The sequence below is a fragment of the Streptomyces sp. NPDC048424 genome (genome assembly GCF_040651555.1).
Taxonomy (GTDB): Bacteria; Actinomycetota; Actinomycetes; order Streptomycetales; family Streptomycetaceae; genus Streptomyces.
On sequence record NZ_JBEZKE010000009.1, the window covers coordinates 231,917 to 258,469 of the forward strand.

24 protein-coding genes are annotated in these 26,553 nt (G+C 73.1%); 11 read left to right on the forward strand and 13 right to left on the reverse strand.

All coding sequences use genetic code 11. The features are described from left to right. Positions 1-161 precede the first annotated feature (161 nt). The 3 genes from AB0D29_RS15975 to AB0D29_RS15985 all read left to right on the forward strand — a co-directional run bounded on the left by AB0D29_RS15975 (position 162) and on the right by AB0D29_RS15985 (position 2,977). A complete protein-coding gene (locus AB0D29_RS15975) occupies positions 162-797 on the forward strand; it encodes a hypothetical protein (protein WP_362854626.1) in 636 nt (211 codons plus the stop codon). 123 nt (positions 798-920) lie between these two features. Continuing rightward, a complete protein-coding gene (locus AB0D29_RS15980; RefSeq protein ID WP_362854628.1) occupies positions 921-1,745 on the forward strand; it encodes a hypothetical protein in 825 nt (274 codons plus the stop codon). Continuing rightward, on the forward strand, positions 1,742-2,977 hold the full coding sequence (locus AB0D29_RS15985; RefSeq protein ID WP_362854630.1) for a HAMP domain-containing sensor histidine kinase: 1,236 nt from the start codon (positions 1,742-1,744) through the stop codon (positions 2,975-2,977). The genes AB0D29_RS15980 and AB0D29_RS15985 overlap by 4 nt, the downstream gene beginning before the upstream one ends. Before the next feature lie 1,149 nt (positions 2,978-4,126). On the opposite strand, the gene AB0D29_RS15990 is transcribed toward AB0D29_RS15985, so the two are convergent. The 3 genes from AB0D29_RS15990 to AB0D29_RS16000 form a co-directional block, all read right to left on the reverse strand. Beyond that, complete coding sequence (locus AB0D29_RS15990; protein WP_362854631.1) at positions 4,127-4,396, reverse strand: hypothetical protein; 270 nt, start codon at positions 4,394-4,396, stop codon at positions 4,127-4,129. Between the two features lie 10 nt (positions 4,397-4,406). After that, positions 4,407-5,120 carry a helix-turn-helix domain-containing protein gene (locus tag AB0D29_RS15995; protein WP_351583520.1) on the reverse strand — a complete coding sequence of 238 codons (714 nt, stop codon included), beginning with the start codon at positions 5,118-5,120 and terminating at the stop codon, positions 4,407-4,409. Positions 5,121-5,332: 212 nt separating this feature from the next. After that, positions 5,333-6,262 carry a diiron oxygenase gene (locus AB0D29_RS16000; RefSeq protein ID WP_362854632.1) on the reverse strand — a complete coding sequence of 310 codons (930 nt, stop codon included), beginning with the start codon at positions 6,260-6,262 and terminating at the stop codon, positions 5,333-5,335. 168 nt (positions 6,263-6,430) lie between these two features. Here AB0D29_RS16000 and AB0D29_RS16005 point away from each other — a divergent pair, with 168 nt between their 5' ends. Next, positions 6,431-7,549 carry a ferritin-like domain-containing protein gene (locus tag AB0D29_RS16005; protein WP_362854634.1) on the forward strand — a complete coding sequence of 373 codons (1,119 nt, stop codon included), beginning with the start codon at positions 6,431-6,433 and terminating at the stop codon, positions 7,547-7,549. 655 nt (positions 7,550-8,204) lie between these two features. On the opposite strand, the gene AB0D29_RS16010 is transcribed toward AB0D29_RS16005, so the two are convergent. Together AB0D29_RS16010 and AB0D29_RS16015 are read right to left on the reverse strand one after the other, a co-directional pair. Continuing rightward, positions 8,205-9,668 (reverse strand): penicillin-binding transpeptidase domain-containing protein, encoded by a 1,464-nt coding sequence (locus AB0D29_RS16010; protein ID WP_362854635.1) that lies wholly within the window; start codon positions 9,666-9,668, stop codon positions 8,205-8,207. Then, positions 9,665-11,032: an FtsW/RodA/SpoVE family cell cycle protein gene (locus tag AB0D29_RS16015; RefSeq protein ID WP_362854636.1), complete on the reverse strand. Its 1,368-nt coding sequence runs from the start codon at positions 11,030-11,032 to the stop codon at positions 9,665-9,667. Before AB0D29_RS16015 ends, AB0D29_RS16010 begins: the two co-directional genes overlap by 4 nt. Positions 11,033-11,128: 96 nt before the next feature. Here AB0D29_RS16015 and AB0D29_RS16020 point away from each other — a divergent pair, with 96 nt between their 5' ends. Both AB0D29_RS16020 and AB0D29_RS16025 read left to right on the forward strand, forming a co-directional pair. Continuing rightward, positions 11,129-11,536, forward strand: a complete 408-nt coding sequence (locus tag AB0D29_RS16020; RefSeq protein ID WP_362854637.1) for a DUF6325 family protein — start codon at positions 11,129-11,131, stop codon at positions 11,534-11,536. Continuing rightward, positions 11,536-11,949 (forward strand): SHOCT domain-containing protein, encoded by a 414-nt coding sequence (locus AB0D29_RS16025; RefSeq protein WP_362854638.1) that lies wholly within the window; start codon positions 11,536-11,538, stop codon positions 11,947-11,949. Before AB0D29_RS16020 ends, AB0D29_RS16025 begins: the two co-directional genes overlap by 1 nt. 15 nt (positions 11,950-11,964) lie before the next feature. On the opposite strand, the gene AB0D29_RS16030 is transcribed toward AB0D29_RS16025, so the two are convergent. The 3 genes from AB0D29_RS16030 to AB0D29_RS16040 form a co-directional block, all read right to left on the reverse strand. Continuing rightward, on the reverse strand, positions 11,965-12,417 hold the full coding sequence (locus tag AB0D29_RS16030) for a hypothetical protein (protein ID WP_362854639.1): 453 nt from the start codon (positions 12,415-12,417) through the stop codon (positions 11,965-11,967). Between the two features lie 61 nt (positions 12,418-12,478). After that, positions 12,479-13,225 (reverse strand): hypothetical protein, encoded by a 747-nt coding sequence (locus AB0D29_RS16035; RefSeq protein WP_362854641.1) that lies wholly within the window; start codon positions 13,223-13,225, stop codon positions 12,479-12,481. Positions 13,226-13,327: 102 nt separating this feature from the next. Continuing rightward, a complete protein-coding gene (locus AB0D29_RS16040; protein WP_362854643.1) occupies positions 13,328-13,585 on the reverse strand; it encodes a hypothetical protein in 258 nt (85 codons plus the stop codon). Positions 13,586-14,409: 824 nt separating this feature from the next. Here AB0D29_RS16040 and AB0D29_RS16045 point away from each other — a divergent pair. From AB0D29_RS16045 to AB0D29_RS16065, 5 genes are all read left to right on the forward strand, one after another. Then, positions 14,410-15,105, forward strand: coding sequence for a hypothetical protein (locus AB0D29_RS16045; RefSeq protein WP_362854644.1), 696 nt, complete (start codon positions 14,410-14,412; stop codon positions 15,103-15,105). A gap of 100 nt (positions 15,106-15,205) precedes the next feature. Further along, a complete protein-coding gene (locus AB0D29_RS16050) occupies positions 15,206-16,855 on the forward strand; it encodes a peptidoglycan-binding domain-containing protein (RefSeq protein WP_362854645.1) in 1,650 nt (549 codons plus the stop codon). A gap of 59 nt (positions 16,856-16,914) precedes the next feature. Beyond that, entirely contained in the window at positions 16,915-17,613 is a 699-nt protein-coding gene (locus tag AB0D29_RS16055) for an ABC transporter ATP-binding protein (RefSeq protein ID WP_362854720.1), read from the forward strand. Positions 17,614-17,624: 11 nt separating this feature from the next. Further along, positions 17,625-18,872: an ABC transporter permease gene (locus tag AB0D29_RS16060; protein WP_362854646.1), complete on the forward strand. Its 1,248-nt coding sequence runs from the start codon at positions 17,625-17,627 to the stop codon at positions 18,870-18,872. A gap of 146 nt (positions 18,873-19,018) precedes the next feature. Next, the gene (locus tag AB0D29_RS16065) at positions 19,019-20,245 is read left to right on the forward strand and encodes a C40 family peptidase (protein WP_362854647.1); all 1,227 of its coding nucleotides are present in this window, start codon (positions 19,019-19,021) and stop codon (positions 20,243-20,245) included. Here AB0D29_RS16065 and AB0D29_RS16070 read toward each other — a convergent pair. From AB0D29_RS16070 to AB0D29_RS16090, 5 genes are read right to left on the reverse strand one after another with little or no spacing between them, the layout of a single operon-like run. Further along, positions 20,134-21,456 (reverse strand): styrene monooxygenase/indole monooxygenase family protein, encoded by a 1,323-nt coding sequence (locus AB0D29_RS16070; protein ID WP_362854649.1) that lies wholly within the window; start codon positions 21,454-21,456, stop codon positions 20,134-20,136. The two genes, AB0D29_RS16065 and AB0D29_RS16070, sit on opposite strands and share 112 nt — an antisense overlap. Before the next feature lie 53 nt (positions 21,457-21,509). Then, complete coding sequence (locus AB0D29_RS16075) at positions 21,510-22,139, reverse strand: ATP/GTP-binding protein (RefSeq protein ID WP_362854651.1); 630 nt, start codon at positions 22,137-22,139, stop codon at positions 21,510-21,512. Beyond that, positions 22,120-22,509: a DUF742 domain-containing protein gene (locus AB0D29_RS16080; RefSeq protein ID WP_362854653.1), complete on the reverse strand. Its 390-nt coding sequence runs from the start codon at positions 22,507-22,509 to the stop codon at positions 22,120-22,122. The genes AB0D29_RS16075 and AB0D29_RS16080 overlap by 20 nt, the downstream gene beginning before the upstream one ends. Continuing rightward, entirely contained in the window at positions 22,506-22,997 is a 492-nt protein-coding gene (locus tag AB0D29_RS16085; protein WP_362854655.1) for a roadblock/LC7 domain-containing protein, read from the reverse strand. Before AB0D29_RS16085 ends, AB0D29_RS16080 begins: the two co-directional genes overlap by 4 nt. Further along, a complete protein-coding gene (locus AB0D29_RS16090; RefSeq protein ID WP_362854657.1) occupies positions 22,994-26,506 on the reverse strand; it encodes a nitrate- and nitrite sensing domain-containing protein in 3,513 nt (1,170 codons plus the stop codon). The genes AB0D29_RS16085 and AB0D29_RS16090 overlap by 4 nt, the downstream gene beginning before the upstream one ends. Positions 26,507-26,553: the final 47 nt, after the last annotated feature.

Here is a 26,553-nt window from a genome sequence, read left to right on the forward strand (position 1 = left end):
CCGGAACGCCGCACCACAATCCCTCGGTTGTGTAACGACTCCGACGGGACGTTGCGGCTTCGCTGTTACACGTCCGGGGCTCGGCCGCAACGGCAGGCCCCTAGGTTTGTCCCACCTGGACACGCCAGGGCCTGACCAGCACCAGCACCGAAGGGCTTCCCGTGAGCACCGTCAGCCGCCGCCGCACCCTCGTTCGCGCCGCCGCCGTGACCGCATGTGCCGCGAGCCTGCTGGCGCTGCCCGCCGCCGCCGCGCTGGCCGAAGGGGTGCCGGCGGCCTCGTCCGCGCACTCCGCGGCCCCGCAGCGGACCCTGGTCAAGAGCCTCTCCCTCGCGGACGGCGAGTCCACGGCGAAGGTCTACCGAACCCTCCAGGGCGCGTACCAGGCCGAGATCCTGACCGCCGACGGCTCCAAGGCGACCACGCTGACCAGCCGCGACGGCGTCACCGACTTCGGCACGGCCGGGGAGCTGCACGCCGCGCTGGACTCCACCGGACAGTTGACCTCCTGGGTCGGTGAGACCACCGCACAGGGCGGCGGGCACGTCGTCGCGGGCGACGGGCACAAGACCGGTACCCGCAGTGGGCACGTGGTCCCCGCCTCGGCTCCGCAGCGGCCGGCCGCGGGCGGCCTCCGGGACCTCGCCTCCGCCCCGGCCGACGCGCAGCGGCTGAGCACGCTGGCCGACGGACCGGGCGAGGGCGTGCTGCTGCTCGCGGCCGGCGGCGGCATCGCGGCCGTCGGCGCCGCCGGGCTCGGCTTCGCGATGCTGCGCCGAGGGCGCACGGACAGCTGACATCCCAAAGGGGACGTACCTCCGCATATGGTTGACGCCATCGGTCGACATCAGTTGTCGGTCGTCGTCAGTCGTCGTAGTGCGGAGAGAAGGGCACGGGCAGTTGTGAACAGGCTTCGCGCCTTGGGGCCCTGGCCCTACGCCCTGCCGGCCCTGGCCCTGCTTCCGCTGCTGGCCGGCTGCGGCGACACCGGCGAGCTGGTCGCGGCCGGCGCCACGCCGACCGCGAGCGGGCCCGTCCACCTGTGGCCCGACCGTACGGGGGCGACCGTACCGCCCGCCGATCCGGGCGGGGCCCCGCCCGAGTACGTCAAGGGGATCCCGCCCGTCCGCGACCAGGACGTGCACGGGGTCGATCCGGTGGCCCTCGTCCAGGCGGAGCTGCGGGCCCACCCGAACACCGACGTCGGCGCCGACGGGATGCCGGCCGAGACCGCGGCCGCGATCAGGGCCTGCGCGAAGGACGGGGAGGACGGGGACGGCGGGGACGGCGGGGACGCGGAAGCCGGGGCGTGCCCGGTGCTGACGCCGTACTACCGGGACCTCACGGGCAACGGCAAGGACGAGCTGATCGTCGGCATCGAGTTCCCCGACCGGATGATGTCCGTACGGGTGTACACGGCGGACCCGGACGGACGGCTCAACCGGATCATGGCGACCACGCAGACCGTCATCTCGGTGGAACTGGCCGGGCGGGACGTGGTCCTGCGGGTGCCCAGCGGGAACCGCGGCTACGAGCTGATCACCGCCTGGTCCTGGGACGAGAAGCAGCTCACCATGCTGCCGACGCGCGAGCAGGTCGTGCGGGTGCCCGCGAGTGGGCAGGGCCCGGCGAACCGCGGCCCCGGATCCGGCCCCGGCCCTGGCCCCGGAACCGGCCCCGGCCCCGGCCCCGGCCCCGGCCCCGGCCCTGGCCCCGGAACCGATTCCGAGCCGGTCCGGCCATGAGACCGGGGCTGCCCGCCTGGACGGCCACGCTGACCTGGAAGTCGGCGTGTTTCATCGTGGTGATGTGCTGCTCGCTGGCGGCCGTGCTGGGTGTGCTCGTCCACGTGGAGGTCACCCGGCAGACGGTGGCCACGGCGCGCGAGAAGGCACTCGGCAAACTGCACGACGTCTCGCGCGCGTACGAGGCGGGCGAGGCACTGCCGCGCGACGCGGGGCTGGATCCCGTGGGCCTGCCGTCGACGCTGCGGGCGCTCGCCGTCAGCGGGCAGCGGGGGACGGTCGTGGCGGAATATCGGGGCCGCCCGGTGATGTGGGCGGCGGCCCCGGCGGACGGCCGGGCGCTGGCGACCGCCGTCGACTACGGGCAGAGCGCGCGCACGATCAGCGGGCTCGACCACGCGATCATCGGCTCGTCGGTGCTGGCGATCGGCGGCACGCTGCTGGTCGGCGCGTTCGCGGTGACCCGGGTGACGCGGCGGCTGCACCAGACGGCGACCGTGGCGCGGCGGATCACCCAGGGCGACCTCGACGCGCGGGTGGACGACCCGCGGACGAAGGACCCCTCGCGGCACCAGGACGAGGTGGCGACGGTGGCGGGGGCACTGGACACGATGGCGGGCAGCCTCCAGTCGAAGCTGGAGAGCGAGCGGCGGTTCACGGCGGACGTGGCGCACGAACTGCGCACACCGCTGACGGGGTTGCAGGCGGCGTCGGAGCTGTTGCCGGAGAGCCGGCCGACGGAGCTGGTGCGCGAACGGGTACGGACGATGCGGCAGCTGACGGAGGACCTGCTGGAGATCTCCCGGCTGGACTCGGGCAGCGAGGTGGTCGAGACCGACCTGCACCAGCTGGGGCGGCTGGCCGGGCGGGTGGTACGGGCTTCGGGGACGGACACGGAGGTGGTGGTCGTCCGGGACGCGCACGTGGAGACGGACCGGCGCAGGCTGGAACGGGTGCTGGGCAACCTGGTGGCCAACGCCCACCGGCACGGGCGCCCGCCGGTGGTCCTGACGGTGGACGGGCCGGTGGTGACGGTACGGGACCACGGGGACGGCTTCCCCGACTACCTCCTGGCGCACGGCCCGCAACGCTTCCGCAGCGGCGGCGGCAAGGGCCACGGCCTGGGCCTGACGATCGCGGCGGGCCAGGCTGCGGCGATCGGCGCCCGCCTGGAGTTCCGCCGAGCGGACGCCGGCGGCGCCTTGGCCGTCCTCTCCCTACCGGCCTCCTGACCGGAGGCTCGGCGGTCGGGGCCTCGGTTCCCGCACCGCGCCCTTCCGCGGGCTTGGCGGGAGGCAGTTCGGCCCCGTACCGCGCCCTGCCGGGGGCTCGGCGAGGGGCGCCTCCCACACCAGCCTCCCAACCGGAGGCTCGCGGGAGGCCGTTACCGTGCCAGGCTTCCGGCCCGAGGCCCAGCGAGCCGGGGGCAGCGGCGGGAGGTTCAACGGCGCGGGCGCGCCCCCCGCGCCAGGCCCCGGCCCACCGCCGGGGCCAGCCGGAGGCTCGGCGGGAGGCCGTTCCCTTGCCGGTCCTCCGGCGCGAGGTTCGTCGGACGGGGATACGGCTCCCATGCCCGGGCTCGGCGGGAAGCTGGACGGCGCGGGCGCGCGCCACCCGCGCCGGACTACCGCCGGGGATGGCGGCAGGGTGGGCCAACCGGAGTTTCGGCGGGTGGCCGTTCCCGCGCCGTGCGCAGGCCTGCCGGCCGGGGGTGCTCCCTTGCGGGGGGACTTGGTGGGAGCGGTGGGGGTACCGCACCGGCTCGGCGGGGGCCGTTCCATGGCCGGGTATCCAGCCCGCGGCTCGGCGAGTGAGAGGTGCGGAGCGCACCGGGCGGCAGCCCGGGGAAGGGTGGCGCAGCGATACAACCGCGGTCTGCGCCGAGCACCGCGTACGACCCCCGGACCGCACCGGAGGGAGACGGCGGGGGCCGGGTAATCATCGGGACGAGGCGCAGTCGTGTCCGAACCGGGCAACCTTGATCGGCGTACGGGCGACACGGCGCGCGCCGGAGGGGCTCGGTCGGGGGCGGGTGTGTGCCGGGGTGATCCCCGCAGGGCGCCGAACGCACTGCCGCCGAGCCCTCCGACCCCTCGACACGTTCGGCGCCCGAGGAGACACCCCGGCGCGCGCCCGACCCCGACCGAGGCCCGACCCCATCAACCCGGCCCCGCGTACCGGCGACACGGCGCGCGCCGGAGGGGCTCGGGCTGGGTCGGGTGTGTGCCGGGGTGATCCCCGCAGGGCGCCGAACGCACTGCCGCCGAGCCCTCCGACCCCCCGACACGTTCGGCGCCCGAGGAGACACCCCGGCGCGCACCCGACCCCGACCGAGGCCCGACCCCATCAACCCGGCGACGGGGTCGCGCCGGGCCTTGGCATCAGGGGCGGCGAGGGGGCTTGGTCCAGGGCCAGCGGGGCTTCGGCTTTTGTCCCGACGGGCGGAACTCGTACTTCCAGCCCTTCTGGAGGCCCAGTCGCTTCGAGTACCCCGACGGAACGCGTTCGTACAGCAGCACCGTCGCCGGCCCGTCCGGCACCGGGACGGGAATCTCGTACCACTTCGGCGGGTGTCCGGTCAGGCCGAGGAGGATCGGGAGGACCCGGCCGTCCATCGGGCCGCCCTCGAACGGGGTCGGTTGGCTTCTCACCCCACCAGTGTCACAGCAGGTGGGCGGCCTCGGAGACCACCGGGATCACCCGGCGGGCCAGCACCCCGACCGGCCCGTCCGCCGATTCCAGCGCGAGCGCGGCCCGCGCGGCCGCCGCGGTTTCCGGGTCGGTGGCCGCGGTGGCCGTCAGCAGGGCGATGAACTGGTCCAGCAGCCAGTCCCGAAGCCGCTCGACCTCCGGCTGCTTGCCCTCGTCGATCCAGATCAGGGAGGCCGCCTCGACGGCCGTGATCCACGTACGGACCATCATGCGCAGCCGGGGACCGGGCGCCGGGACACCCAGGTGGACGAGGATCTGGTCCGCCGCGGCCCGGCGGATGCCGTCCACCGTCGCCGTCGTGCGGGAGGTCTCCACGACGCTGCCGCCCTGGAGGAGCGCGGCGAAACCGGCGTCGTGTTCGTCGACGAAGGCGAGGTAGCGGTCCAGGGCCCGGGCCAGGCGCTGGGTCAGCGGCCCCTGCTGGGGTTCGGCGAAGCAGAGTTCGAGGAGGTCCGCCGCCGAGCGGAGGGCGGCCTCGTAGAGCTGCTGCTTGCCGCCCGGGAAGTAGCGGTAGACGAGCGGGCGCGAGACCCCGGCGGCCTCCGCGACGTCGTCCAGCGAGACCTCCTCCGGCGCCCGGTGCGCGAACAGCGAGAGGGCCGCGTCGAGGAGTTGGGCTCGCCGCTCCTCGACGCTGAGCCTGCGGTAGGCGCGTACGGTCATGACCGCAGGGTAGCCCCACGGGCGCCGCCGGGGCCCGGTCCGACCGATCTCCGCAGACCGGTCCAGGCCGGTCCGGGGGCGGTCCAGGCCGGTCCGGGGGCGGTCCAGGCCGGTCCGGGAGCGGTCCAGGCCGGTCCGGGAGCGGTCCAGGCCGGACGGGCTTGACCCAGGCCGGCCCAGGCCCGGCCCGCGCCCCCGCCCGGCCCCCGGGCCTACGCCAGCAGGCCCGAGCTCTTCCACAGCCTCCGGCCGACTCCGCGCAGGACGCCGATGTCGTCGAGGAAGTCGGTGAGCCGCTTCGCTCCGGTCTGCATGACCTCACGGCGGTGGCCGCTCGCCCTGACCTGGGCGACGGCCTCGCGGCGGTCCAGGCCGACGTTGTCGTAGACGGCCGGGTTCACGAACGCCAGCGAGAAGACGCGGGCGGCCTCTCCGCAGCTGATCCGGGTGAGCTCCTGCTCCCAGCGCGGGGCCGTCAGCATCTGGCGGCGCAGTTCCTCGCGGGCGTACCGGACGTGCCGGGCCTCCTCGATGACGTGGATCCGGGTGACCCCGCGGACCAGCGGCTGGACGCGCTCGTCCGGGAAGGTCAGGCGCTGCATCCAGTCGAGTATCTCCTCGCCGAGGAGGGTGCAGGCGAAGGATCCGGGTGTGGTGGAGACCGTCTTCAGGATCCGCGCGAGGTTGTGGTTGACGCGGGAGACCGGGTACTCGGGGCTGCCGCTCTGCTTGATCATGCGGGCGAACATCATGGAATGGCGGCACTCGTCGGCGATCTCGGTGAGTGCGTAGCGCACGTGATTGCTGGTCAGCGACTTGTCGTAGATGTGCCGGACCATCAGCTGCATCAGGATGATCTCGAACCAGATGCCGAGCGAGCCGAGCGCCGCCGCCTCGTGGCGGGACAGGTCGATGCGCTGCTCCTCCCCCATCTTCTTCCACAGCGGGGTGTCGTAGAGGGAGAGCAGCTCGGGCGGCCAGTAGTACTTGCCCTCGACGGTGGGGGCGTCCCAGTCGAGTTCCTTGTCGGGGTCGAAGGAGTGCTTGGCCGAGGATTCGAGCAGTCGCTCGGCGATCTGCTCCCGGTCCTTCAGCAGGCCGAGGGCGTCCCTGAGCGCGGCTCGTTCGGTCACGGTCGTCATGGTTTCGGACACCTCGTGGTCGAGTTACCGGCGGTCATTTCTTATGAGACTGCCTGTCAGCAAGGTCGTCAATCCCCCGCGCACGACTTGTTGACCCCGTGTCTACCAACGTGTGACCCTGCCAACTGTCCGGTCCCGCACGGCAGTACGTGAGACGAGGGGGCGTCAGTGTCGACGCACGAGCTCTACACCGAGGACCCGGGCGAGGCCGTCTGGCAGATCCCCGCCTCCGGCTCCGCCCGCTTCAGCTGGGAGTACGAGGACGGCCGCGAGCGGCTCCTCGCGCTCTACCAGAAGGGCAAGGACAAGCAGTGGGACGGCGCCAAGCGCATCGACTGGGACATCGAGGTGGACCCGTACGATCCGCTCGGCACCCCCGACGAGGCCCTGCCGCTGTACGGGACGCGGCACTGGGCCAAGCTCACCGCGCAGGACAAGGGCGAGCTGCGCCGCCACTTCACCTCCTGGAACTTCAGCCAGTTCCTGCACGGCGAGCAGGGCGCGATGGTGTGCGCGGCGCGGATCGTGGAGTCGGTGCCGGACCTCGACGCGAAGTTCTACTCCGCCACGCAGACCATGGACGAGGCCCGGCACGCCGAGGTGTTCGGGCGCTTCCTGCACGAGAAGGTCGGGATGCTGTACCCGATCAACGACAGCCTCCAGGGGCTGCTGGGCGACACCCTGCGCGACTCCCGCTGGGACATGCCGTACCTGGGCATGCAGGTGCTCATCGAGGGGCTGGCGCTGGCCGCCTTCGGCATGATCCGCGACACGACCGCGAAGCCGCTGCCGAAGCAGCTCCTGGCGTACGTGATGCAGGACGAGGCCCGGCACGTGGCCTTCGGGCGGATGGCGCTGCGGGACTACTACCGGCAGCTCACGGACGCCGAGCTGCGCGAGCGCGAGGAGTTCGTGATCGAGGGCTGCCACCTGATGCGGGACCGGCTGCTCGGGGTGGAGGTGCTGGAGAATTTCGGCATCGCGGCGAAGGAGGCGGAGCAGCTCAGCGAGCAGTCGGAGTTCGTGCACCTGTTCCGGAGGCTGCTGTTCAGCCGGATCGTGCCGTGCGTGAAGGACATCGGGCTGTGGGGGGAACGGCTCCAGCGGGCCTATCTGGACATGGGCGTCTTCGAGATGGGCGACTCCAACCTGGACCTGCTGATGAGTCAGGACGAGGAGATCGCGGAGGTCCTGGACCGGGAGCGGTTCGCGGCGGAGGAGGCCCTGCGGGTGGCGGAGGTCGAGGCCGCGGTAAGGGAGGGCGCGAACGACGACGCCCCCGGCTAGGCCCACGAACCCTCGGCGAAGCCGGGGCCCGGCCGGGGCGAAGCCGGGGCGAAGCCGGGGCGAAGCCGAGGCCGGGCCAGGGCCCGTGCGGGCCGGAGCCGGGCCAGGCCAGGACCGGGGCCGAGGGAAGGGCCCGGGTCAAAACGGGCCAGGTCCGGGGCCGGGCGAGCCGAGGCCGGGCCAGGGCCTGAGCGGGCCAGTGCCAGAGCCGAGGCCGGGGCCAGGGCCGGAGCCGAGGTCAGGGCTGAGCCTGGCTGGGCGGGGGCCGGTTGTGACGGGGCCGGGCGCGCGCCGGGGCGTCTCCTCGGACGCCGAACGTGTCGGGAGGTCGGAGAGCTCGGCGGCAGTGCGTTCGACGCCCTGCGGGGATCACCCCGACACACACCCGACCCCGCCCCAACCGGCCCGCTTCGATCCCAGCGGCCTTTCGGCTGCGCCGCACTACTCCAGCCTTGGCGCACCACCTTCGGCTACGCCGCACCAAATCCAGCTTTGCCGCACCAAAATCCAGCCCCGCCGGCGATTGAGGCGCGGGGTCCGGGGCGGAGCCCCGATCTTTGACCCGCGCCACCTCCGGCTTCGCCGCACCACTCCGGCCCTGCCGCACAATCCAGCCCCGTCGGCGATTGAGGTGCGGGGCGGAAGCCCGGTGGGGTTATGGGGGCGGGGTCAGTGCGGCCTCCATCACCGCGCGGGCGATCGGCGCGGCCGCGCTGTTGCCGCTGATGTCACCCCGGTCCGCCGCCGCGTCCTCGACCACCACCGCCACCGCGACCGCCGGCAGCGGCGAGCCCTCCGCCTTGGCCCAGGAGATGAACCAGGCGTACGGGGTCCCCACGTTGCCGACGCCGTGCTGTGCGGTGCCGGTCTTGCCGCCGACGACCGCGCCCGGGATCGCCGCGTTCCGGCCCGTCCCGTTCTCCACGACCTTCACCATCAGGTCCTGCATCCGCAGCGCCGTGGCCGGGTTCATCGCCCGGCCCAGGCTGCGCTGGTCCCCGCGCCGGACCGGGGAGCCGTCGTCCTGGGTGGTGCGTTCCACCAGGTAGGGCGATTTGAGCTCGCCGCCGTTGGCCACCGCCGCCGCCACCATCGCCATCTGGAGAGGGGTGGCCTTCGTGTTGAACTGGCCGATCGAGGACAGCGCCAGCTGGTCCTGGCTCATGTCGGTGTCGAAGTTCGACCGGGACACCCAGGAGGGCACCCGCAGCCCCGCCCCGTTGAATCCGAAGCGGCCGGCCGCCTCCACCATCGCGCGCAGCCCGACCTGTACGCCGATCTTCGCCATCACCGTGTTGCAGGACCACTGCACGGCGTCCGCCATCGAGGCGTCCTCGCACCCCGTGGCCGCGTTCGGCAGCAGGGTGCTGGTCCCGGGCAGCGGGTACGGGTCCGGGGTCCGGGTCGGCGCGTCCACGTCGGTGACCACGCCCGCGTCGAGCGCGGCCGCAGCCGTCACGATCTTGAAGGTGGAGCCGGGCGGGTACGTCTCGCGCAGCGCCCGGTTGAGCATCGGCTTGGCCGGGTCCGCGTTCAGGCGTGCCCAGGCGTCCTTCACCCGCGTGCCCGTCCCCGACAGCTCCGCCGGATCGTACGAGGGGCTGCTGACCAGCGCGAGGATCCTCCCGGTGGCCGGTTCGACGGCGGCCACCGCCCCCCGCTTGCCCGCGAGCCCGGCGTACGCGGCCAGCTGCATGCCGGAGCGGACGGTGGTGGCGGCGTTCCCGCCGGCCGGGCGGCCGCGGGCCAGGTCGTACCAGAGCGGGAAGGCCGAGAGGCCGGGGTCCGTGCCCGACAGGACCGCGTCCTCGGCGCGCTCCACGAAGCTGGTCCCGTACGTCTGGGAGGAGAAGCCGGTGACCGGCGCGTAGAGCGGGCCGTTCGCGTAGGTCCGCTCGTAGCGCAGCAGCTGGCCGCTGTCGCGGGAGCCGGTGACGGGCCGCCCGTCGACCAGGATGTCCCCGCGCGGCTTCGCGTAGCGCTCGATGGCGGGGCGTTTGTTGGCCGGGTTCGCGCCGTAGGCGGCGGACTCCCAGACCTGCACGCGGGCGAGGTTGACCAGCAGGGCGACGAGGAGGAGCGCGCAGAAGTACGCGCACCAGCGGATGTAGCGGATCACGGGGCCTCCTCCTCGGCGGGGCGCGGCCTGCGGGCGCTGTCGCTCAGCCGGACCAGCAGCGCGACGATGATCCAGTTGGTGACGACGGAGGAGCCGCCCTGGGCGAGGAAGGGCATGGCCATGCCGGTGAGGGGGATCAGCCCGGTGACTCCGCCCGCGATGACGAACACCTGGAGGGCGACGATCGAGGCGAGCCCGGTGGCGAGCAGCCGGCCGAAGGGGTCGCGCAGGGCGAGCCCGGCGCGGAAGCCGCGGGCGACGAGGAGTCCGTAGAGGAGCAGGATCGCGGCGAGGCCGACGAGGCCGAGTTCCTCGCCGGCGGTGGCGAGGATGAAGTCCGACTTGGCGGCGAAGCCGATGAGGAAGGAGTGGCCGTGGCCCAGCCCGGCGCCGAGCAGGCCGCCGGCGGCGAAGGCGAAGAGGGACTGGGCGAGCTGACCGGGGCCTTCGCCGCGCTCGATGGAGGCGAAAGGATTCAGCCAGTCGTTCACGCGGCTGTGCACGTGCGGTTCGAAGGTCCCGACGGCGTACGCGCCGAGGGCGGCGAGCAGCAGCCCGATCGCGATCCAGCCGATCCGCCCGGTGGCGGTGAACAGCATGATCACGAACAGTCCGAAGAAGAGCAGCGAGGTCCCCAGGTCCCGCTCCAGCACGAGCAGGCCGACGCTGAGCAGCCAGATCGCGAGGATCGGGCCGAGGACGCGGCCGGGGAGCAGGCGCAGCTTCCAGAAGAGCCGGCGGCCGGTGAGGGCGAGGGCGGTGCGGTTCGCGGCGAGGTAGGCGGCGAAGAACACGGCGAGCAGGATCTTGGCGAACTCCCCCGGCTGGAAGGAGAGTCCGGCGAACCGGATCCAGATGTGCGCACCGTTGACCGCCGGGAAGAAGACCGGGATCAGCATCAGCACGAGGGCGGCGGCGACCGACAGGTAGGCGTAGCGCTGGAGCACGCGGTGGTCGCGCAGCACGACGACGACCAGGACGAACAGCGCCAGGCCGAGGGCGGACCAGCGGAGCTGGTCCCCGGCGGTGAGGTGGCCGGGGGTGGTCGCGTCGAGCCGCTGGATGAGGACGAGCCCGAGCCCGTTGAGCAGGACGGCGATCGGCAGGACGAGCGGGTCGGCGTACGGGGCCCTGAAGCGGACGGCGAGGTGGGCGAGGAGCGCGGCGGCGGCGAGCCCGCCGGCGTACCGGGCGGCGAGTCGGGGGGTGTGGCCGGTGGTGGCGAGGCCGACGTAGAGGTGGCCGAGGACGGAGACCATGACGGCGCCGGCGAGGAGCGTCAGCTCGACGCCGCGGCGCTTGGGGGCGCGGGCGTCGGGGGGCGGGGGCGCGGGCTCCGTCACCTTCGCCGTCAGAGCGGTCATACGCGAAACGTAGCAAGCAGACGGATGGTATGTCCGCTTATGTCATAGTGTGCCGAAGAGTCGTCAAAAACGGTCACACGTGAGGAGCCGAGGCGTATGGGACCCGTGGAATTCATCGTCCTCGCCTTCCCGGAGGAGCAGCTGCGGGTCCCGGCGATCGAGGCCGTGATGGGGCTGCGCAAGACCGGGGTGGTCCGGCTGATCGACGGGCTCGTGGTGACGAGGACCGCCTCGGGCGACGTGCTCGCGGCGGAGTTCGACGAGTTCGTGGAACTGCACGGGCTGCTGACGGGGCGGGACGTGGCACGGCTCATCGGACCGGAGGACGTACAGGAGGCGGCGGGGCTGCTGGAACGCGGCAGCTGCGCACTGCTGCTGGTGGTCGAGCACGTGTGGGCCGAGGACGCGGCGGTCGCCGTACGGGCGGCGGGCGGGCGGATCGTCGGCTCGGTCCGCATCCCGCCGGACCGGGTCCCGGCGGACCCCCGGGCGGGGGTGGCCTGATGTTCATCCGGCCGATGGGCGTGACGGTCCGGCCGGCGCAGCGGCCGGCGGGGCACCCGCTGCTACGGGGCCTGCTGGCGCGGGCGGCCGGGGCGGCGGAGGACACGGCGGGCGCGGTGGGCCCGCCCGGAGCGGCGCGCGGGGGCCTGCCGGCGCGGGAGGTCCGGGCCGGGGAGTCGCCGGGCGCGGATGCCCCGGCCGAGCGGGAACCGGGAACGGAGCCGGAGCCCGAGCCGGCTGAGGTGGCGGACGTTGCGGTGGAGGCGGCGGACACCCGGACGGGCCCGCCGACGGCCGCGCCCCCGCAGACCCCGCTGGTGGCCGAGCTCCGGCAACTGGCCGACCTGGCCCGCGAGGGCCTGCTGACCCCGGAGGAGTTCACGGAGGCCAAGGCCCGCCTGCTGCACGGCTGACGCCGCGCGGCCGCATCACGCGGCGCGACTCTTCGCCGCGCGGCGCCCGGACACCAGGGCGGGGACGACCGCGCAGACGCCGGCGGCGAGCGCGAGGCCCGCCACGGCCGGGTTGACGTAGCCGGGGACGGACTCGGCGGGGTAACTCCCGCCGCCGGTCGTCTCGCAGACGAACCGGAGGGGCACGTAGTCCACCGAGTAGTCGACGACCCTCGCGGCCCGCTCCTCCTGCGCCAGGGTCCGGCAGGGCAGCAGCGGCGACGAAGAGGCTCCGCCGTCTTCCGCCTCAACCACCGCACCGGCGAGGTGGAGCAGGCCCCAGGTGTAGAACCCGGCTGCGACGGCACCCAGGAGCGCGGCCACGTTCCGGTGCCACGCGCGGTGGCCCAGGGTGCCGAGGCCGTAGCCGAGCAGCCCGAGGGCCGCGACCGGTGCGGCCGGGATGAGCAGCAGAAGCAGGAGCGCCATCCGCGGAGTCCATCAGAACAGCCGCACGAACGCGAGGGCGGAACCGCCGGTCAGCCGGCGGTCAGTCGCCGGCCGGCGCCGCGAAGGTCTCGACGGGGCCGAATTCACCGAAAGTGGCCTTGTTGGCGGCCGGTACGCCCCGCATGTCCATGCACTGCTCGAAGCGGAGGGTGCGGCCCTGGCTGTCGATCCACTGGTCGATGTCGAAGCCGGTGACGCCCTTGGCCTTCATGGAACGCTGGGTGCGCGGGTCGACGGAGGCCACCTGGTCGATGCCGAGGTGCCCGGTGAGGTGGTAGGCGGGAGTCCCGCCCTGGTCCTCCATGCCCTTGCGCGCCGAGGGTCCGGTGGCGAGCAGCAGCTTGGCATAACCCGCGTAGTCCGCCTCGTTGCCGCCCTCGGAGCGGGGCATCTTCACCCAGCCGCTGCCGCTCTGGTTCCGGTTGCGGATGTAGTTGGCGTCCGTCGTCGTGACGGTTTCCATCCAGAGGGCCTGGGCGGCCGGGACCGCGCTCGCGGAGCGGACCTCGACCCGGCCGGTGAACCGGGTGCCGAGGTTGGAACGACCCGTCGTGGTCGAGATCTCCTGGCCCGCGGCTTCGGTGACGACCTTCACGGAGGCCGCGTACGGCGTTTTCTCGGCCTCCGCGAGGGCGGCCTCCGGGTCGAACGCCCCGGCGACGGGTGCGGCGGCGGTGGCCGCCGGCGCCGCCGTCGCGGCCGCCCCGCTCGACGCGTCCTTGCATCCGGACAGCGCGGTGAGGGCGACCGCAACGGCGGCCGTGGAGATTGTGGTGCTGCGGCGCATGGCAAATGTCATCATCGCCGGTCAGCTTCCCACGACGGCTTCCCCGACCTCGAATCGATTTTCGAGGTCGGGGCACCGGAGGCCGACGTGGGCCGGAGGGAACTACTTCCAGTGCTGGTAGTTTCCACCGTTGCAGCCGAGGGCGTAGACGTCGCCCCCGCTGTTGCTGTCGAGGCAGCGACCGGTCGCCTTGTTCTTCAGGTACCAGCCCTGGGAGTCCTTGAGCTCGTACCAGCGCTGCCAGTTGTTGTTGTTGGGCGTCAGCTCGTACACGTCGCCACTCGCATCGCTGTCGAGGTTCTTCATCTGGGTGGCGTTCAATTCGTTCCAGGTCACGCCGTCGTCGGTACGCGAGTCCATCCACAGGTTGTTGCCCCAGCACTGCCCCGTGGAAGGGTTGTTTCCATTGTGGAGGAGACACCTGCCCGTGGCCACGTTCTCCCAAGTGACCTGTCCGGCCTCGGCCGCAGCGGAGCCCGCCACTCCGATTATGAGCGTCGACGCGGCCGCCACTGCGCCGACAGCCGACAGAACTCGCTTCGCAATCATCCGAGATACCCCCGCTTGATGTGGATTGATTCGGACCTCACAAGAAAGGCCCTTGGAACGCTCCGGGAATTTAGCACGCCAATCCCAGGCCAGCAAGATCGTTTTGACGAGGGAGAACGCGTCGCGGACGATATGAATCCGCTTTTTCGACCTCGCGAATTAGGGCGATTTGCCCAGTACGGGCAACACTGCACCCTCTGGCATCTTTTTCGCCGGTCTGGCACACCAGCGGCACCACAGAGCCACCCAACTGCCCCTCCAAGTTGGGGAGTCGACACGGTCGCCGGGAGCACAAACTGCCGCGACGTTCAAGATCACGAGTGCTATCCTCTGGACTCCGGGTGGAAATGGATGCAATTCGCGAATGAACTTCCAATGAAAGGCGCTCGACAATGAGGGCGAAGTCCCGTCGTTACGCAATTCCCCTCCTTGTCGCCTCCATCGCAATCGCTGGATGCGGCGGGACCGGGAAGACGAAGAAGGACGAGATCGAGGAGCCCTCCATCCCTTCGGGCGTTGTCGGAGTACCGGGAGATCCCGCCAAGCCGATCAGTTTTGATATCGGAGGAGCCGCCCTTCGTCCCGGCGGAACCATGTCAATGCCATTGGATGCATACATACCCCAGGCCGACCGAGTGCAGCTGTTCCGCGCCCTCGACATTCTGGATCGGGAATGCATGAAGGAGCAGGGCGTGGATTGGCCCGGCCAGCCGCGAGAGCAGGGCGTCAATCTTCCTGTCGAGGCCGAGTACGGCGTGATCGACCTCGAGTGGGCCAAGCTCCACGGATACGAGGTGCCCCCGTCGGCGGACACCGTTGGCCGGGCGAACACCCCGCCTCCGGCCGAGCTGTCCAGCGCTGCCGTTGCCGCGTATTTCGGCAACCCGCAGAAAAAGGAACTCGGTTGCGAGGGCAAGAGCCAGCAGAGCCTTTCCACGTCGAAGTCCGAGGCGGCCTACCAGTACGTTCAAGGGCTCCAGGACAAGGCCCACAGCAGGTCGATGAACGACAGCCGCGTACGGGCGGCGAATGCCGAGTGGAGCAAGTGCATGAAGGATGCGGGGTTCTCGTATCCCGACCCGATGGCCGCGGCCACCGACAAGGTCCTCCTGGGCAAGGGTGGTGTGCCCTCCTCCACCCAGGAGAAGACCGCGGCCGCAGCGGACGCCACCTGTAAGCGCGTGACGCAGTACGTCCAGATCAGGGCGGTCGTGACGGCCGCCTACCAGAAGAGCCTCATCGAGAGCAACGCCGAGAAGCTCCGCGAAGGCCAGGGGGAGTGGACTCAGGTGCTCGAAAGGGCGAACGAGGTCCTGCGGGGCAAGCAGTAGGGATCCGGCGAGCCGGACCGTGCAACGCGGGCTCCGTCTCCCATTGCGGGCGGCCGGTCGCCCGACGCGGAAATGAACACTGGTCAGGGAGGGGATCTTGATGGGGCCTGACGACGCCGAGGGCGGGACTCGACGCCGGGTGGACGAGCAGCCGGAGCCGGAACCGATGCCGATGCCGATGCCGATGGCGGAACGAGCGGATCCGCAAGCCTCGGGGATCGGCCGCCGCCGCAAGGTGCTCGGGGTCGTGGTGGTGGCCGCCGCCCTGTTCTCCGTGGCCGGTGTCGGCGTGGGCTCGTTCATCAAGTCCCCGGCACAGGCTGCCGCGGACAAGACGGCGCCCCCTCCGTCGGTGCTTTCCGCGGCGCTGGAGAAGCGGGTGCTGAAGGACACGGTGACGATCAGGGGGATGGTCACCGCGGACCAGTCGGTGCAGGTGACCGGGGCGGCGGCGGGCGCGGCCGGTGGCGGCGCCAAGCCCGTGGTGACCAAGGTGAACGTGAAGGCCGGGGAGACCGTCGCCCCGGGCAAGGTCCTCGTCGAGACCTCCGGGCGTCCCGTGTTCGCCCTCCAGGGCGCCCTGCCGGTGTACCGGGACCTGAAGCCGGGAGCGACCGGGCAGGACGTGGCGCAGTTGCAGCAGGCGCTGACCACGCTGGGGCACAAGACGGGCGCCGACGCCAAGGGGACGTTCGGGCCCGGTACGAAGGCGGCGGTGCAGGCCTTCTACGCCACGATCGGCTACGACGTCGTTCCCGCCAGCCCCCAGGACAAGGAGCAGGTGGAGGGCGCGCAGACCGCCGTCACGCAGGCGGACCGGGCGTTCACCTCGGCGAAGGAGGCCTGGGAACGGGCGAAGAGCGGGGCGGCCGGGCAGGCCACCCCCGCGCCGGGCGCCACGGAGGGCTCCGTCGCCGGGCCCGCGGCCGGCAAGTCCCCCGACCCGAAGACCGGTTCGGCCACGGGCGGCGCCGCCTCCGGCGGCGGTGGCGGTGGCGCGGATCCGGTGAAGGAAGCCAGGCGGGCGATGGACTACGCGGCGGAGGACCTGACGAAGGCCAGGACCAAGTTGAGCGAAGTACAGGCGGCGGCCGGGCCGATGGTTCCCGCCGGTGAGGTGGTCTTCCTCAAGGGCTTCCCGGCCAGGGTGGACGCGGTGACCGCGGCCGTGGGGGCCACGGTGGGCGAGAGACTGCTCACCGTCTCCGCCGGGGACCTGGTGGTACGCGGCATGCTCGCCCAGCACGAGAAGGGCATGGTGCGGCCGGGCCAGAAGGTGCAGGTCCTGTCCGAGTTGAGCGGTGTCACGGCGACCGGCACGGTGCTGTCGGTGGCGGATGCCCCGGCCCCGCCGCCGGCTCCGGGCGGCGCGCAGGACGGCGCGCAGGGTGGTACGGCCGCCGGGGCCGCCCAGGGGTACCTGATGATCGTCAAGCCCGACGGCATGCTGGACGTCGCACTGGCGGGCCAGGACGTGCGCGTGACGGTGGAGGCCGCGGCCTCCTCGGGTCCGGTCCTCTCGGCGCCGGTCTCGGCGATATCCGCGGGAGCCGACGGCCGTACGTCGGTGACCGTGGTGGCCGGCGACGGCTCGCGACGGCGGGTGGAGGTCACGCCGGGGATGTCCGCCGACGGGTTCGTGGAGGTCTCGGCGGCCGCGGGCGGGCAGTTGGCCGAGGGCGAGAAGGTCCTCGTGGGCGAGAAGTCCGGCGCCGGCGGCCCGGGTGCGGGTGCGAGGTCGAGCCGGTGAGCTTCCTGTCCAAGGCCCGTACGGAGCCCAGTGCGGCCCCCGGTACGGCCCCACCCGTCATCCGTCTGGAGCACGTGGGGCTGACGTACCCCGGACCGCCCCCGGTCGCCGCGCTCAAGGACTGCGAACTGACCCTCGCCAGGGGCGAGTACGCCACCGTCGTCGGCCCGTCCGGTTCCGGGAAGTCCACCTTCCTGAACGTGGTCGGGATGATCGACGCACCCACCTCGGGCCGCTACCTGCTCGACGGCATCGACACCGGGACCCTGCGGGACGCGGACCGCACCGCGCTGCGCGGGCAGCGGATCGGGTTCGTCTTCCAGGCGTTCCACCTGCTGCCGCACCGCTCAGCGCTGGAGAACGTGATGCTGGCGATGGTCTACAACGGCACCCCGCGCAAGGAGCGCGGCAGTCGCGCCCGTGCGGCCCTGGTCCGCGTGGGCCTGGAGCACCGCGTCGACGCCCTGCCCACACGGCTGTCCGGCGGCGAGCGGCAACGGGTGGCGATCGCCCGCGCGCTGGTCGCCGCACCCTCCCTCCTGCTGTGCGACGAGCCGACGGGGAACCTGGACACCGTCACCGCGGGCTCGATCCTGGAACTCCTGGACGAGCTGCACGCGGACGGGATGACCATCCTCGTCATCACCCACGACCTCCAGGTGGCGCGGCGGGGGCAGCGGACCGTGTCCATTCGCGACGGTGTGCTGAGCGAGGCACTGAGCGAGACACTGAGCGAGACCGTGCGGGTGGGCACATGAGAGTGAGAGCGATGCCCCGCCGCCGCGACCACGGGATCCCCCCGTCCCGTTTCTCCGCGGCCGACCTGCTGTCCGAGTCCCTCGCCGGGGTGTTGCAGCGCCCGGCCCGCTCGGCGCTGACCGCTCTGGGCACGATCCTCGGCGTGGGCACCTTCGTGGCCATCCTCGGGCTGACCGCGACCACGTCCTCGCAGATCGACGCCCGGTTCAACGAGCTGACGGCCACCGAGGTCAACGTCGAGGACACCGCAGGAGCGGGCGACGCCACCTCCGGTGTCATCACCCCGAACGCCTTCCCGCCCGATGCCGACCGCCGCGTCGGCGCCCTCAACGGGGTCAAGGCGGCCGGGGTGTACTGGACCGTCTCCCTGCACGGGGCCTCGGTCCGCTCCGCACCCCCGGGTGTCGACGCGCCCGCCCAGCAGATGCAGGTGGTGGCCGCCTCCCCCGGTGTCCTGGAGGCGGCGGGGCCCCGGCTGAAGACCGGCCGCACCTTCGACCGCTTCGCCGGTGACCGCGGCGAACAGGTCGCCGTCATCGGCTCCGGCATGGCCTCCCGTCTCGGCATCACCACTCTGGAGACCGGCCCCGCCGTCTTCATCGAGGGGCAGCCCTTCACCGTCATCGGCATCGTCGACGACGTGGACCGCAAGGCCGACCTCCTGCTCTCCGTGGTCATCCCCTCCAGGGCGGCGGAGAAGATCTGGGGAGGGCCCGGCTCCGGCAACCGCGCCAAGATGCTCGTCTCCACCGAGCTGGGGGCGGCCACCCAGGTCGCCGGAGAAGCGGCCCTCGCCCTGCGCCCCGACCACCCCGAGTACCTCAAGGTGATCCCGCCGCCCGACCCCAAGGCACTGCGCGGCAGCGTCACCTCCGACCTCAATCAGCTGTTCCTGCTGCTGGCCACCATCTGTCTGGTCATCGGAGCGGTCGGCATCGCCAACACCACGCTGGTCGCCGTCCTGGAGCGCACGGGTGAGATCGGTCTGCGCCGGGCGCTGGGCGCGCGGGGCCGGCACGTCACGGTCCAGTTCCTCGCCGAGTCCGGCGCCCTGGGCACCCTCGGCGGCCTGGTCGGCACCTCCCTGGGGACCATGACCGTCGTGGGTGTCGCCGTCGCCCGGGACTGGACCCCGGTGATCCACCTGGGCACGGTCGCCGCGGCCCCGGCGATCGGCCTGGTCACCGGCCTCCTCGCCGGGCTCTATCCGGCGTGGCGCGCCGCGAGCATCCAGCCGGCCGAGGCGCTCCGCCGTTGACCCCGGGCGGGTGACCCTACGGCGGGAGGCTCCGTGGGCGATTGCGTCCGGCTCCCCCAACCGGGTGGCCGGCCCGCGACCGGCCGCCCCGTTGGGCGATTTGTCATACCGGGCGTGGCAGCATCGGGCGCCTCGGAGGTGATCCCATGTCACATCGGCCGCTTCGCGCCGCCTGCATCGCCGCAGTGCTCCTCGTCGCCGGTCCCGTCCCGCGGGCCGGCGCCGAGCCCGCCCGACCCGAGGCGGAGTCCGTCGGGGTCCTGCTCACCCGCCTGCAGGGGCTCTACCAGAAGGCCGAGGAGGCCACCGAGGCGTACAACGCCACCGAAGTCGCCCTCAAGGCCGGCCAGGAGGAGGAGCGGCAGCGCACCGCCGACCTCGGCCGGGCCCGTACCGCCCTCGACTCCGAGAGGGCCCTGGTCGGAAAACTGGCCCGGGAGCAGTACCAGGGCACCCGCGGCCTCTCCCCCTACGCCCGGATGCTGCTCGCCGGCACCCCCCAGGCCGCCCTGGACCAGCGCCTGCTCACCGCCCGCGAGGGCGCGCGGCGGGCCGGCGTACTGAACCGGCTCGCGCGCGGCGAGAAGAAGGCGGACGAACTCGCCGTACGGGCCCGCAAGGCGCTGGACACCCGGCAGACGCTGGCGGCGCGGCAGAAGCTCCACAAGGACGAGGTCGCGGCGCAGCTCAAGGAGGTCGAGCGGGTGCTCGCCTCGCTGACCCCCGAACAGCTGACCCGGCTCGGGGCGCAGGAGGACAAGAACACCGCGGCCGCGCAGCGCGATCTGCTGGACTCGGGCCGGCTCCCGACGCGTACGGGCACGCCCACGGCGGCCGGCGGCGCCGCCCTCACCTACGCGGCGGCCCAGATCGGCAAACCGTACGTCTGGGGCTCCGAGGGCCCGGGGTCCTTCGACTGCTCCGGGCTCACCTCGCAGGCCTGGGCGCACGCCGGGCGCAGCATCCCGCGGACCAGCCAGGAGCAGTGGGCGCAGCTGCCGAAGGTGCCGTTGGACCAGCTCCGCCCGGGGGACCTGGTGGTCTACTTCCCGAAGGCCACGCACGTGGCGCTGTACGTGGGCGAGGGCAAGGTGATCCAGGCGCCGCGGCCGGGGGCGAAGGTGAAGGTCTCGCCCCTCGCCGCGAATCCGCTCCTCGGCGCCGTCCGCCCGGACCCCGGCGGCACCCCGCTCGCGGAGTTCACTCCCCCGCTCCTGCCCGGGGCGGGTGCGACGGGCACGTCGGGGGACGAGGACACCGGCTACTCGTCGGAGGAGGCTCCCGCGGCGGCACCTGCGGCGGCACCCGCGGAGGATGCCTCGGAAGAGGCCTCGGAGGCGGCCGCCACCGACGAGGCGACCTCCGCCACGTAGTCCGCCGCGTCCTCGGGGTCGTAGAAGTAGGCGTCGAAGTCGGCCGGGTTGTCGAAGCCGTTGGCGAATCGATCCGCCACCGGCTGCAGCTGCCCGGCCGCGCCGATCAGGTTGAGCACGTGCTCCGGCGGGACGCCCAGCATGGCGTTGGTCCACTGGGTCACCGGCTTGCCCGTGGTGAACCAGAACTTGTCGAAGGTCGCCTTCATCCACGCCTCGTCGAACGGGTTGTCCCCGTGCATCAGGATCGAGGAGAGGTACGAGGCCGCGCACTTGGCGGCGGAGTTCGAGCCCTGCCCGGTGATCGGGTCGTTGGCGACGACCACGTCCGCGACGCCCAGCACCAGCCCGCCGCCGGGCAGCCGCCCGATCGGGTTGCGGACCACCGGCGCGTAACGCCCCGCCAGGGTCCCGCCCGCGTCCGTCAGCTCCACCTTCGTCGCCCGCGCGTACTCCCACGGCGTGAACTTCTCCATCAGCTCCAGCGTGAGCGCCAGGTGCTCCGCCGGGTCCTTGATCCCGTTGAAGACGTCCAGCGGGCCGCCCGGGAGACCCTCCCAGAACAGGATGTCCGCCCGGCCCGAGGTGGTCAGGGTCGGCATCACGAACAGCTCGCCCACGCCCGGAACCAGGTTGCAGCGCACGGCCTCCGTCTCCGGGTGCTCGGCACGCGGCCCGAGCCCGTGCACGTACGAGACGGCCAGCGCGCGCTGCGGGGCGTCGTACGGGGAGCGCGCCGCGTCCCGCCCGAACATCGACACCAGCTCGCCCTTGCCGGCGGCGACCAGCACCAGGTCGTACGTACGGGAGAAGTAGTCGAGGTCGGCGACGGACGCGCCGTGGATGACCAGCTGCCCACCGCGCTGCGCGAATGTGTCCAGCCAGCCGGCCATCTTCACGCGCTGGTCGACGGACTGCGCGTACCCCTTGAGGCGGCCCAGCCAGTCGACGGCGCGGCCGGCGTCGGGGGCGGCGACGGAGACGCCGAGTCCCTCGATCCTCGGGGCCTGCCGCTCCCAGAAGTTGATCTGGAGGTCGCGTTCGTGCTGGAGCGCCGTGTCGAACATGCACTGCGTCGACATCACCCGGCCGGTGCGGATCTCGTCCGCCGTCCGGTTGGACATGAGGGTGACCTCGTACCCCTTCGACTGGAGGCCGAGGGCGAGCTGGAGACCGGACTGACCGGCTCCGACGACGAGTATCCTGCGCATCTCACGTTCTCGATTCGGGGAGTACGGGGCTACGGGCGCACGGGCCCGCAGGGCTATTCGGGAGTGGTGTCGAGGGCGTGGCCCACGAGGACCAGCAGGGACTCGACCACGGTGTGCCGACGCCTCGCGTCCATGATCACGACGGGCACGTGGGGCGGCACGCTGAGCGCCTCGCGCACGTCCTCGGGCTCGTACGACTGCGAGCCCTCGAAGTGGTTGACGGCGACGGCGTACGGGAGCCCGCAGGTCTCGAAGTAGTCGAGGGCCGGGAAGCAGTCGCGCAGCCGGCGGGTGTCGGCCAGCACGAGCCCGCCGATAGCCCCGCGCACCAGGTCGTCCCACATGAACCAGAACCGCTTCTGGCCCGGGGTCCCGTACACGTAGAGGACGAGGTCGTCGTCGAGGGTGACGCGGCCGAAGTCCATCGCGACGGTGGTGGTGTTCTTGTCCGGGGTGCCGGACAGGTCGTCGGTGGGGGCGCCGGCCTCGGTCATCACCGCCTCGGTGCGCAGCGGGGTGATCTCGGAGACGGAGGAGACGAAGGTGGTCTTGCCGACGCCGAAGCCGCCTGCGACCAGCACCTTGACGGCGACGGGGGCACGGGAACGGTCGTACTGCCAGGGCTGGACGGGCTCGTCGTCCACGGCCGGCGGCAGCGGCTGATCAGAGACGGCGAAGACCACTGAGCACCCTTTCGAGCAGCGCGCGTTCGGGACGGCCCGTGCCGTGGCCCGTTCCGTAGACCCGCAGCCGGCCCTGGTCGGCGAGGTCGCTGACGAGCACGCGGACCACACCGAGCGGCAGTTTCAGCAGCGCGGCTATCTCGGCGATGGTGCGCATGCGACGGCAGACCTCGACGATGGCGGGCATCTCGGGCATGCGGTCGGGCTTCTGCGGCTCCGAGGCCTTGGTCTCCAGGGTGGCGACGAAGGTCTCGACGTGCAGGACCTGCGTGAAGCGGGTGCGGCCGCCCGTGAGGGAGTACGGGCGGACGCGGGCGGGGCGGCGGTCGGCGCCGCGTATCGGCAGCCGGTCGGAGGCCGTACTCCTCACGGGGTGTTCTCCATCGACTGGCGCAGCTCACTGCGGACTTCGGGGGTCAGGACGTGGCCGGCGCGGCCGACGAACAGGGCCATGTGGTAGGCGACGACGCTCATGTCGCAGTCGGGGGTGGCGTGCACGCCCAGCAGTGAGCCGTCGCTGATGGCCATGACGAAGACGGAGCCGTGCTCCATCGCCACCATGGTCTGCTTGACGGAGCCGCTCTCCAGGAGGGCCGCGGCGCCGGTGGTGAGGCTGCCGAGGCCCGACACGATGGTGGCGAGGTCGGCGGAGGCGCCGCGTGGGCCCTTCGGCCCGGCCTTGGTCTGTGGATCGCCCGCGCCGCCGCCCGCTGTGGGGTCGGAGGACAGGAGCAGCAGCCCGTCCGAGGAGACCACGGCGACGGAGTTGACGCCGGGGACCTCCTCGACCAGGTCGGTCAGCAGCCATTGCAGGTTGCGGGCCTGGGTGCTCGGTCCGTACGTACTGGGCGCGGTCATGTGCGTGCCTCCTGTGCGGTGTCCCCCTGGTCGGTCTTGCTGTGCCCCTGCCCCTGGTCCTGCGCGTGGTCCTGGGCGAGCTCGGCGGCGACGACGCGTCGGCCGTCCTGGGCTCCCTGGTAGAAACCGCCGAGCCGGCGCCGGAGTTCGTCGGCGTCGATCCGGCGCGGTGGTTCGGGCGGCCGTACGTCGTCCACGCGCCCGGCGGTGACGGTGCGCGGGGTCCGCTTCGGCAGGCCCTTGCCGGTGACGGCGTCGGCGGGATCGGCGGGGTGACTGCCCTGCCGGGGCACCCAGTTGCCTTCGGCGGGGGCGTGGGAGTGGGGGTCGGAAACGGCCTCGGGAGCCGGTTCCCCCGGGCCCCCTGCCGGGTCCCCTGCGGGGGGCTCCGCGGTGAAGGCCGGCCCTGCCGGGTCCCCTGCGGGGGGCTCCGCCGCGAAGTCCGGCCCTGCGAAGGCATCCCCTGCCGGGGGTACGGCCGCAACATCCGGCCCGGCCGGGTCCCCTGCGGGGGGCGCGGCGATGAAGACCTGGTCCGCGGGCACGCCCGCTGCCGGCGGCTCCGCCGGGAAGTCCTGCTCCGCGAAGGCGTCCCCTGCCGGGGGCTCAGGGGCGAAGTCCCGCTCCGCGGAAGCGTCCCCTGCGGGGAACTCCGCGGTGAAGTCCGGCTCAGCGGGGGCGTCCCCCGCCGGGGGCGCCGCCACGTCCGGCCCTGCCGGGTCCCCTGCGGGGGGCGCGGCGGTGAAGACCTGGTCCGCGGGCACGCCCGCTGCCGGCGGCTCCGCCGGGAAGTCCCGCTCCACGGAGGTGTCCCCTGCGGGGGGCTCAGGGGCGAAGTCCCGCTCCACGGAAGCGTCCCCTGTGGGGAACTCCGCGGTGAAGTCCGGCTCAGCGGGGGCGTCCCCCGCCGGGGGCGCCGCCACGTCCGGCCCTGCCGGGTCCCCTGCGGGGGGCGCGGCGGTGAAGACCTGGTCCGCGGGCACGCCCGCTGCCGGGGGCTCCGCCGGGAAGTCCTGCTCCGCGGAGGCGTCCCCTGCGGGGAACTCCGCGGTGAGGTTCGGCTCTGCGGGGGCCTCGCCTGCCGGGGGTGCGGCCGTGAAGATCTGGTCGGCGGGGGGAAGGTCCGCCTCGGCGGCCGGGAGGACGGGGCCTGCGAGGGCCTCGGCCAGGGTGACCGGGGCCACCGCGGTGGCGGGCACGCGGAAGGCCGACTCCGGCTCCGTGTCCGCCGAAGCCACGGCGGTGTCGGAAGCCGGGGCGGCGGGCTCCGCGGCAGCGTCGGCGGCGGGCGCAGCCGGGGCGGCGGGTTCCGCAGCAGCATCGGCTGCGGAAGCGTCGACGGCGGGTTCCGCGGCAGCGTCGGCGGCGGTGGGGTCCGGGGCGGCGTGGGTGCCTCGGCGGCGGGGCGGGAGGGTGTTCTCGTTGGCCTCCGCGATCACGCCCGGGAGGTGCAGCGCGGGTGCGCCCGGCGTGGCCAGGGTGTGGACCGGGGAGACGGGCGGGGTGTTGGGCAGCAGCGCGGCCGGGACGACCACCAGGGCCTCGGTCCCGCCGTGCCGCCCGGCGCGCAGTTCCGCGGTGACCCCGTGCCGGGCCGCGAGCCGTCCGGCCACGTACAGGCCGAGGCCCAGGCCGTGTTCGGCCTCGGGCTCCTCGTCGTACGCCTCGGGCGTGGACAGCCGGGAGTTCAGCGATTCCAGCCGGTCCCCGGTGACCCCGATGCCCTCGTCCACGACGGACACCACCACGTCACCGGAGTCCAGCGTCCAGCCGGACACCTTCACCTTGACGTCGGGCGGCGAGAACGTCGTCGCGTTCTCCAGCAGCTCGGCCAGCACGTGCGAGAGGTCGTCGGCCGCGTGCCCGGCGACCTGGGTGTACGAGGGCAGCGCCGCGAGGTCGACGCGCTCGTAGCGCTCGATCTCGCTGACGGCGGCCCGCATCACGTCGACCAGCGGTACCGGCAGCACCTGCCCGTGGCCGTGCTCCTGCCCGGCGAGGACCAGCAGGTTCTCGTTGTGGCGGCGCATCACGGTCGCCAGGTGGTCGAGCTTGAACAGGGTCGCGAGCCGGTCCGGGTCCTGCTCCTTGGACTCCAGCTCCTCGATGACCACGAGCTGGCGCTCGACCAGGCCCAGGGTCCGCAGCGACAGCGAGACGGAGGTCGTCGACATGACGCGGCGGTGCTCCTCCAGCCCCGCCCGCAGCTTCCCCAGCTCCTCCTCCAGCACGTCCCGGCCGGCGGTCAGCGCCTCGTTGCGGCCGATGATCCGGCGGCGGTCGGCGTCGAGCCCGGCGATCCGGGTGTGCAGGGAGACCGTCTGGTCGCGGACCGCGTTCAGGTGCCGCACGACCTCGGCGAACTCGTCGTTGCGGCCGGTGAAGCGCACCGGTTCCACCGAGCCCTCCGGCGTCGCCAGCCGCGCCGCGCCGCGCCGCAGCACGGACAGCGGCCGGGTCAGCGAGCGCGCGACGGCGGTCGCGACGCCGACGGCGACCAGGAAGAGCAGGCCCAGCAGGGCGACCAGGGTTTCGAGCCGGGTCACGTCGTCGTCGCGCAGGGAGGCCAGGGCGGAGGCCCGCTGGCCCGCGAGGGTGGCCTCGACGGTCCGCATCCGGTCGATGCGGGCGGTGAGCGCGCTGCCGACGGCGGCCCCGTCGGTCTTGCGGTCGGCCGGGGTCAGGGTGGGCCGGTCGGTGAGCCGCTTGAGGAAGTCGTCGGCCGTCTTGACCTCGGGGCCGGTGACGGTGGCGGTGAGGGTCTGGCGCACGTCGGGCCGTGCGGCCCGCGCGAAGTCGTCCAGCGCGGCCAGTTCCCGTACGCGCGAACGCTGGGCGGCGGTGGTGAGTTCGTCGACCGCGGCCGAGCCCGGGGGCTGGTCGCCGCGGGGGACGGCCAGCGCGGCGAGCAGCAGTCCACGGGTGGACGAGGCCTGTTCCACGGCCTGGCCCAGCGGGGCGAGCGGGCGGGTGGTGGTGAGGGCGGCCTCGGCGCGCGGCGGAGTCTGCTCGGCGAGCCGGTCGCCCGGGGCGAGGAGTTCGGTGAGGACGCCGCTGTAGGCCTGGTGGGCGGCGAGGGCGGTGCCCTTGCCGTCGACGGCTTCGGTACGGACGGCCGCGACGCGGGCGAGGGCCGTGCCGAGGGGCTCGTCGACCTCGGTCGCGGCCTCGGCGATCTGCCGGTCGGTGCGCAGGATGCGTTCCTGGAGGGCGCCCCTGGCGGCGCCGGGGCGGCCCTTGGCGGCGTACTCGACCACGGCGTCGCGCTCGTCGGCGAGGACGTGCGCGACGGTGAGGATCTGGCCGGTCTGCTCCGCGAGGGTGACCAGCCGCTGGGAGTCGTTCAGCTCCCTCGCGGCGGTGACGACGGCGGGTGTGCCTGCCGCGAGGACGGTGAGGCCGGCGACGGCTACGCCGACGACCAGCCTGCGGCGCACGCGGACGCGGCGTCCTGCGGGGGCCGGGCCGTCGGCGGCGGTGCCGTTCTTCCGAGACCGCTTCTTCTGCACCGGTGCTCGCAATCCTGTACGTGTGCTTGTGCTCGTCTACTCGTGTG